Source organism: Accumulibacter sp., from assembly GCF_029255145.1.
Classification (GTDB): domain Bacteria; phylum Pseudomonadota; class Gammaproteobacteria; order Burkholderiales; family Rhodocyclaceae; genus Accumulibacter.
Map to the genome: position 1 here is coordinate 1 of NZ_JAPUVQ010000033.1, position 5,751 is coordinate 5,751.

General features: G+C 61.9%; 6 protein-coding genes and 1 pseudogene. 5 read left to right on the top strand and 2 right to left on the bottom strand.

Translation table 11 applies throughout. The annotated features are described in order from the left end of the window. Positions 1-340 precede the first annotated feature (340 nt). Positions 341-766 (bottom strand): addiction module protein, encoded by a 426-nt coding sequence (locus tag Q1L50_RS19985; protein WP_366145209.1) that lies wholly within the window; start codon positions 764-766, stop codon positions 341-343. Between the two features lie 244 nt (positions 767-1,010). Between Q1L50_RS19985 and Q1L50_RS03625 the strand changes: the two genes are divergently transcribed. The 5 genes from Q1L50_RS03625 to Q1L50_RS03645 all read left to right on the top strand — a co-directional run bounded on the left by Q1L50_RS03625 (position 1,011) and on the right by Q1L50_RS03645 (position 5,631). After that, on the top strand, positions 1,011-2,183 hold the full coding sequence (locus Q1L50_RS03625; RefSeq protein ID WP_300335973.1) for a polyamine ABC transporter substrate-binding protein: 1,173 nt from the start codon (positions 1,011-1,013) through the stop codon (positions 2,181-2,183). A 17-nt stretch (positions 2,184-2,200) separates the two neighbouring features. Next, complete coding sequence (locus Q1L50_RS03630) at positions 2,201-3,346, top strand: ABC transporter ATP-binding protein (RefSeq protein WP_300335975.1); 1,146 nt, start codon at positions 2,201-2,203, stop codon at positions 3,344-3,346. Beyond that, positions 3,343-4,353: an ABC transporter permease subunit gene (locus tag Q1L50_RS03635; RefSeq protein WP_300335977.1), complete on the top strand. Its 1,011-nt coding sequence runs from the start codon at positions 3,343-3,345 to the stop codon at positions 4,351-4,353. The genes Q1L50_RS03630 and Q1L50_RS03635 overlap by 4 nt, the downstream gene beginning before the upstream one ends. Then, positions 4,350-5,201, top strand: a complete 852-nt coding sequence (locus Q1L50_RS03640) for an ABC transporter permease subunit (protein WP_300335979.1) — start codon at positions 4,350-4,352, stop codon at positions 5,199-5,201. Before Q1L50_RS03635 ends, Q1L50_RS03640 begins: the two co-directional genes overlap by 4 nt. An 88-nt stretch (positions 5,202-5,289) precedes the next feature. Next, positions 5,290-5,631 (top strand): hypothetical protein, encoded by a 342-nt coding sequence (locus Q1L50_RS03645; RefSeq protein ID WP_300335980.1) that lies wholly within the window; start codon positions 5,290-5,292, stop codon positions 5,629-5,631. Between the two features lie 13 nt (positions 5,632-5,644). Here the strand turns inward: Q1L50_RS03645 and Q1L50_RS03650 are convergent. Continuing rightward, positions 5,645-5,751: pseudogene (locus Q1L50_RS03650) on the bottom strand (IS5/IS1182 family transposase); the annotation flags it as partial.

Genomic DNA, 5,751 nt, shown 5'->3' on the forward strand with positions numbered 1-5,751 from the left:
CGTCGGCTTCTACAACAGCACCCGCCTGCACTCGAAACTCGGTTACCTGCCGCCGAATGTCTATGAACATCAAATGGCAGAAAAACAACCTATCCCGGTGTCCGAAATTACTTGACCACTACACCACGACTGCTCCAGTTGCTACCGGCCGGAGCGAAAGTTGCCGGGCGGGATTTGCACCCGCTGGAAAACAGCGCCTTGGCACGGCGCACTCCGACAGGCTGCTAGAGCGTTTCAGTTCGAAAAGCCTCGGCCGCGATAGAACTGCGATCGAAATACCAAAGGAACGCCTCTCTGATTTCTGCCTCTGCTTCGGGGAGAATTTCGACTGCGAAGCGTGTCACCGAGCGCTCAGCCTCGCTCTGGCTTCCGCCCAAGAAGCGGCCGCAACTGTCCCTGCCCGAAGGGCCGCTTGCCGCGCCCTGATCTCCTGCCGCCACGCTTCCGTGATTGAGGAATCGTCACTGCCTTCGAGACTATCGAGTAGCGCTACCGTCAAGGCCGAACGCTCGTCGGGAGGCAATCCGAGAGCTTCGTCAAGAATGTGGTCTACGTGGGCGTTCATGGGGCTAAATTTAGCACTCAAGCCGTGCTCGGTCACTGCCTGCTTCGAGCCGCCGCCCAACCCTGCCATTAACCGGACCTCGCGCAAGTAGCCGCGCGAGGCCGGTAATCTTGAACGTTGAACGTTCGCCCCCAGTGAAGACGAAGGTTTCCTTTGGCTCGCAACCAGCCAGCCGACTTCCACATGGAATCCAGCCGCCATGGCTCGCTTCCCCGGTCCGGTCCGGGGCCAAGACCACCCACCTTGCTGACCACTTCAAAGTGACCTCTTGCCAGACACCAGATACCCGCCCTCGCTCTGTAAGTCGTCCGGACTGCGCGTGCCCGGTCCAGGGGCGAAGCCGCTTCGGCGGACGCTGGGCGGCGGCCAACGATCTACCCCTTGGCGTGTCTCTGGCGCTGGGTTACGCTGCGGCTGTCGCCATCCCGCATCGAAAGGCTGCGCCATGTTCCTGCCATCAAGTCCCGCCCCTACCCTCGCCTGCAAGCTCGCCTGTCTGGGTGCCGTTGCCATGCTGCTGTCCGCCTGCGGCAAGGAACCCGAAGTCGCTGCGCCCCCGTCGGCGGTTGCCAAATCCGCGGTCGCCACCGACACCGAGAAGGTGCTCAATGTCTATAACTGGTCGGATTACATTGACCCGGATACGGTCAGGAACTTCGAGGCCAAGTACGGCATCAAGGTCAATTACGACGTCTTCGATTCGAATGAAGTGGTCGAGACCAAGCTGCTGGCGGGCAATACGGGTTACGATCTGGTCATGCCATCGGCGCAGTTCATGGAACGTCAGATCAAGGCTGGCGTGTTTCAGAAGCTCGACAAGTCGGTGCTGAAGAACGTCGGCAACATGGATCCGGCGATCATGCGGCGCGTCGCCTTGCACGATCCGAACAACGAACACGCGATTCCCTATATGTGGGGAACCGAGGGCATCGGCTACAACGTCGACAAGGTCAGGAAGATCATGCCGGACGCGCCACTGGACAGCTGGGCGCTGGTGCTCGATCCGAAATACGCGGCCAAGTTCAAGGATTGCGGGATCTCGATACTCGATGCGGCGTCCGACATCCGCAGCATTGTCCTGATCTATCTCGGCAAGGATCCCAACAGCCAGGACGCCGGCGATCTGAGGCTGGTCGAAGAGCAACTGATGAAAATTCGTCCGTACGTGCGCAAAGTCAATTCCTCACAGTACATCGAGGACCTGGCCAACGGCGACCTGTGCCTTGCCGTCGGCTACAGCGGCGATGTGTTGCAGGCGCGCGATCGCGCCAGAGAGGCGGGCAAGGGTGTGCAGGTGGCTTATGCCCTGCCGAAGGAAGGCAGCATCATCTGGTTCGACATGATGGTCATTCCAGCCGATGCCAAACATCCGAAGAACGCGCATCTGTTCATCGACTACCTGATGCAGCCGGAAGTGGCGGCGGCCAATTCGAACGCCGTGCACTACCCGAACGGCAACCTGGCTTCGGAGCAATTCATCAAGCCCGAGGTGAAGAACGACCCGAGCGTCTTTCCGGGCGCCGAGGTGAAGGCCAAGCTGTCGCCGGAGCTGGCGGTCAGCGACGATTACAATCGCCTGCTGACGCGCACCTGGACTCGTTTCCAGACCGGTCGCTAGGCCACCCGGGAGGTGACATGGCTACCTCCGAAGTTGCTTCGCCAGGCGTCCGGCAGCCGTGGAACGACCCCGCGGCGAGACCGTACATTCGGCTTGAACGAGTCACCAAGAGCTTTGCCGACTTTGTTGCCGTCAACGAGGTCTCGCTGAACATCTTTCAGGGCGAGCTGTTTTGTCTGCTGGGTGGTTCCGGTTGCGGCAAGACGACGCTGCTGCGCATGCTGGCGGGGTTCGAGGAGCCGAGCAGCGGCAGGATCTTCATCGATGGCCTGGACATGAGCGGCATCCCGCCCTACGAACGTCCGGTCAACATGATGTTCCAGTCGTATGCGCTGTTCCCGCATATGAGCGTCGAACAGAACGTCGGCTTCGGCTTGAAGATGGAGCATCGGTCGCGCTCCGAGATCGCCGATCGGGTGGCGCAGATGCTCAAGCTGGTGCGCCTCGCCGAGCTGGGACAACGCAAGCCTGACCAGTTGTCCGGCGGCCAGCGGCAACGCGTCGCCCTGGCGCGGGCGCTGATCAAGCAACCCAAGCTGCTGTTGCTCGATGAACCGCTGGCCGCACTCGACAAGAAGCTGCGCGAACACACCCAGTTCGAGCTGGTCAATCTGCAGGAGCAGTTGGGAGTCACCTTCGTGGTGGTCACCCACGACCAGGAAGAAGCGATGACCCTGTCGTCGCGAATCGGGGTCATGGAGCGCGGCAGGATCGTTCAGGTGGGGACGCCCAAGGAGATCTACGAGTTCCCCGGCAACCGCTTTGTCGCCGAGTTCATCGGCTCGGTCAACATGTTCGAAGGCCAGCAGACCGCTGATGAGGCAGGTCTGCTGCGCATCGCCTGCCCGGAACTCGAACGGCCGGTGCAGGTCGCGAACGGCATCGCTTCAACGCCCGCAGCCAGGGTCTGGGTGGCCATTCGGCCGGAAAAGATCCAGCTGTCGCTGACGCCACCGCAGGCGGCAGCCAACTGGACGCAGGGCCACGTCAAGGAGATCGCCTACCTCGGTGACCTGTCGGTGTACCTGATCCGCCTCGCATCGGGCAAGACGATCCGCGTGACGCGCCCCAACGTTCGGCGTTGCGACGACCAGGACATCACCTGGGAACAGGAAGTGTTCCTGCATTGGCACGACAGCAGCCCGGTACTGGTCGGCGCATGAAGCCGGCCGTGCAGCCAGGCGGCAGCCAGCGCGTCGGCGCCGCTGTCCGGCGCCTGTCTGGGGCGGCCAGGAATCTGCCGCCGGTTCGCTGGACGCAGGCGCTACTGGTGCGCCTGGGAGTGCGTGGTCGGACGGCGGTGATTGCCGTGCCATATCTGTGGCTACTGCTGTTCTTCCTGGTGCCGTTCGTGATCGTGCTGAAGATTTCCTTTTCGGAAGCACAGATCGCCATGCCGCCCTATCAGCCGCTGCTGAACTGGGCCGGCGACGGCCTGGCCGACATCCGGCTGAACGTCAATCCCGGCAACTACCTGTACCTGTTCGAAGACAGCCTGTATCTGCGCGCCTTCGCCAATTCGCTGCAGGTGGCGGCGCTATCGACCGCTCTGGCGCTGGTGATCGGCTACCCGCTGGCCTATGCGATCGCGCGTGCCGGCGCCCGCTGGCGTGGCATCTTGCTGATGCTGGTCATTCTGCCTTTCTGGACCTCGTTCCTGCTGCGCGTCTACGCCTGGATCGGCATCCTGAAGAGCAATGGCCTGCTCAACAATCTGCTGCTCTGGCTGGGAGTGATCGATCACCCGGTGGTCATGCTGCAGACCGACTTCGCGACCTATCTGGGCATCGTCTACTGCTATCTGCCCTTCATGGTCATGCCGCTCTATGCCAACCTGGAAAAAATGGACCTGAGCCTGCTGGAGGCCGCCGAAGACCTCGGTTGCCGCCCGCTGCGAGCGTTCATCAGCATTACCCTGCCACTGTCGACGCCAGGCATCGTTGCCGGCTGCATGCTGGTATTCATACCGGCGGTCGGCGAATACGTGATCCCCGCCTTGTTGGGGCCAGCAGACTCCTTGATGATCGGCAAGGTCTTGTGGACCGAGTTCTTCAACAACCGTGACTGGCCGGTGGCCAGCGCGGTCGCCATCGCGCTGTTGCTGGTCCTGGTGGCGCCGATCGTGTACTTCCAGCGCCTCCAGGGGCGGGCCAGCGGAGCGCGCACGTGAAGTCGAAAACCTCGCTCGCCAGACTGTCGTTCCTGGTCTTCGGCTTTGCCTTCCTGTATGTCCCGATCCTGTCGCTGGTCTTCTATTCCTTCAACAAGTCGCGGCTGGTGACCGTCTGGGGCGGTTTCTCGACCGAGTGGTACGGCAAGCTGTTCGAGAACCAGCAGATTCTCGACGCGGCCTGGCTGTCGCTGCGCGTCGCGGCGATCAATGCCACCGGCGCAACAATCCTCGGCACGCTGGCCGGCCTGGCGCTGGCACGCTTTGGGCGCTTCCGTGGTCGCACGCTGTTCACCGGGATGATCACCGCGCCGCTGGTGATGCCTGAAGTGATTACCGGCCTATCGCTGCTGTTGCTGTTCGTCGCCACCGAACACGCCTTCGGCTGGCCCGAGGGCCGCGGCGTCAGCACGATCACGATCGCGCACATGACACTAACGCTGTCGTACGTGGCGGTGATCGTGCAATCGCGCCTGGCATCGCTCGACGTGTCGCTCGAAGAAGCGGCCATGGACCTCGGCGCGCGGCCGGCCAGAGTGTTCCTGCTGGTGACCCTGCCGATCATCTCGCCGGCGCTTATTTCCGGCTGGCTGCTGGCGTTCACCATCTCGCTCGACGACCTGGTGATCGCCAGTTTCGTTTCCGGTCCGGGCTCCAGCACGCTGCCGATGGTGATCTTTTCAAAGGTTCGCCTCGGCGTCAGCCCGGACATCAACGCGTTGGCGACGATCATGGTCGCGCTGGTTACCGTCGGCGTCGTGGTCGCGGGACTGGTGATGCTGCGTCAAGCGCGAGTCCGTCAGCGCAACCTGCAGATGGCTGCAGGTATCGGTTGGCAGCAGGTCTGAAACGCCGGGCGGAGTCCGACTGTGATCTCTCCGATAGCGACGCCCTCCAGTGCACACCGTCAACGGTTCCTTGGGAGGAAATCTTCGATTGACTGCCGAGGCCGTGGCCCGTGATACTTTCGGGGCTGGCGTCAACTTTCATGCTCTTTTCTCCCCCACCCCGATGATCATCCGCGCACTCCTGCTGACCTTCCTCCTCTCAAGCTGCGCCGACAATCTGCTCGTCGGCTTTGGCGCGGACACCAACTATCTGACTTTCGATCACGCGAATTCGGACAAGGTGATTGCCGACGTTCGGGCCAGGGCAGAAAAACTGTGCGCCCAACGAAAACAGGTGGCCATCAAGACCGCAGCCGTCTGCTCCCTGACAAGATGCACGACCGACTATCAGTGCGTCGACAGCGGGGAGATAATCAAGGACGGGCTCTAGAGTGTGTTGACATTCAAGCGAGCCAAATGACGGATGCGGCGAGGGCGATGAAGGAAGCGAAACGCTCGGCGAGTTTGTCGTAGCGTGTGGCGATACGTCGAAATTGCTTGATGCGGCAGA

Bases quoted from the DNA above. Each gene is read 5' to 3' on its own strand.
- Q1L50_RS03625 (WP_300335973.1), top strand. From the start codon at position 1,011: ATGTTCCTGCCATCAAGTCCCGCCCCTACCCTCGCCTGCAAGCTCGCC.
- Q1L50_RS19985 (WP_366145209.1), bottom strand. From the start codon at position 766: ATGGCGGCTGGATTCCATGTGGAAGTCGGCTGGCTGGTTGCGAGCCAA.
- Q1L50_RS03630 (WP_300335975.1), top strand. From the start codon at position 2,201: ATGGCTACCTCCGAAGTTGCTTCGCCAGGCGTCCGGCAGCCGTGGAAC.
- Q1L50_RS03635 (WP_300335977.1), top strand. From the start codon at position 3,343: ATGAAGCCGGCCGTGCAGCCAGGCGGCAGCCAGCGCGTCGGCGCCGCT.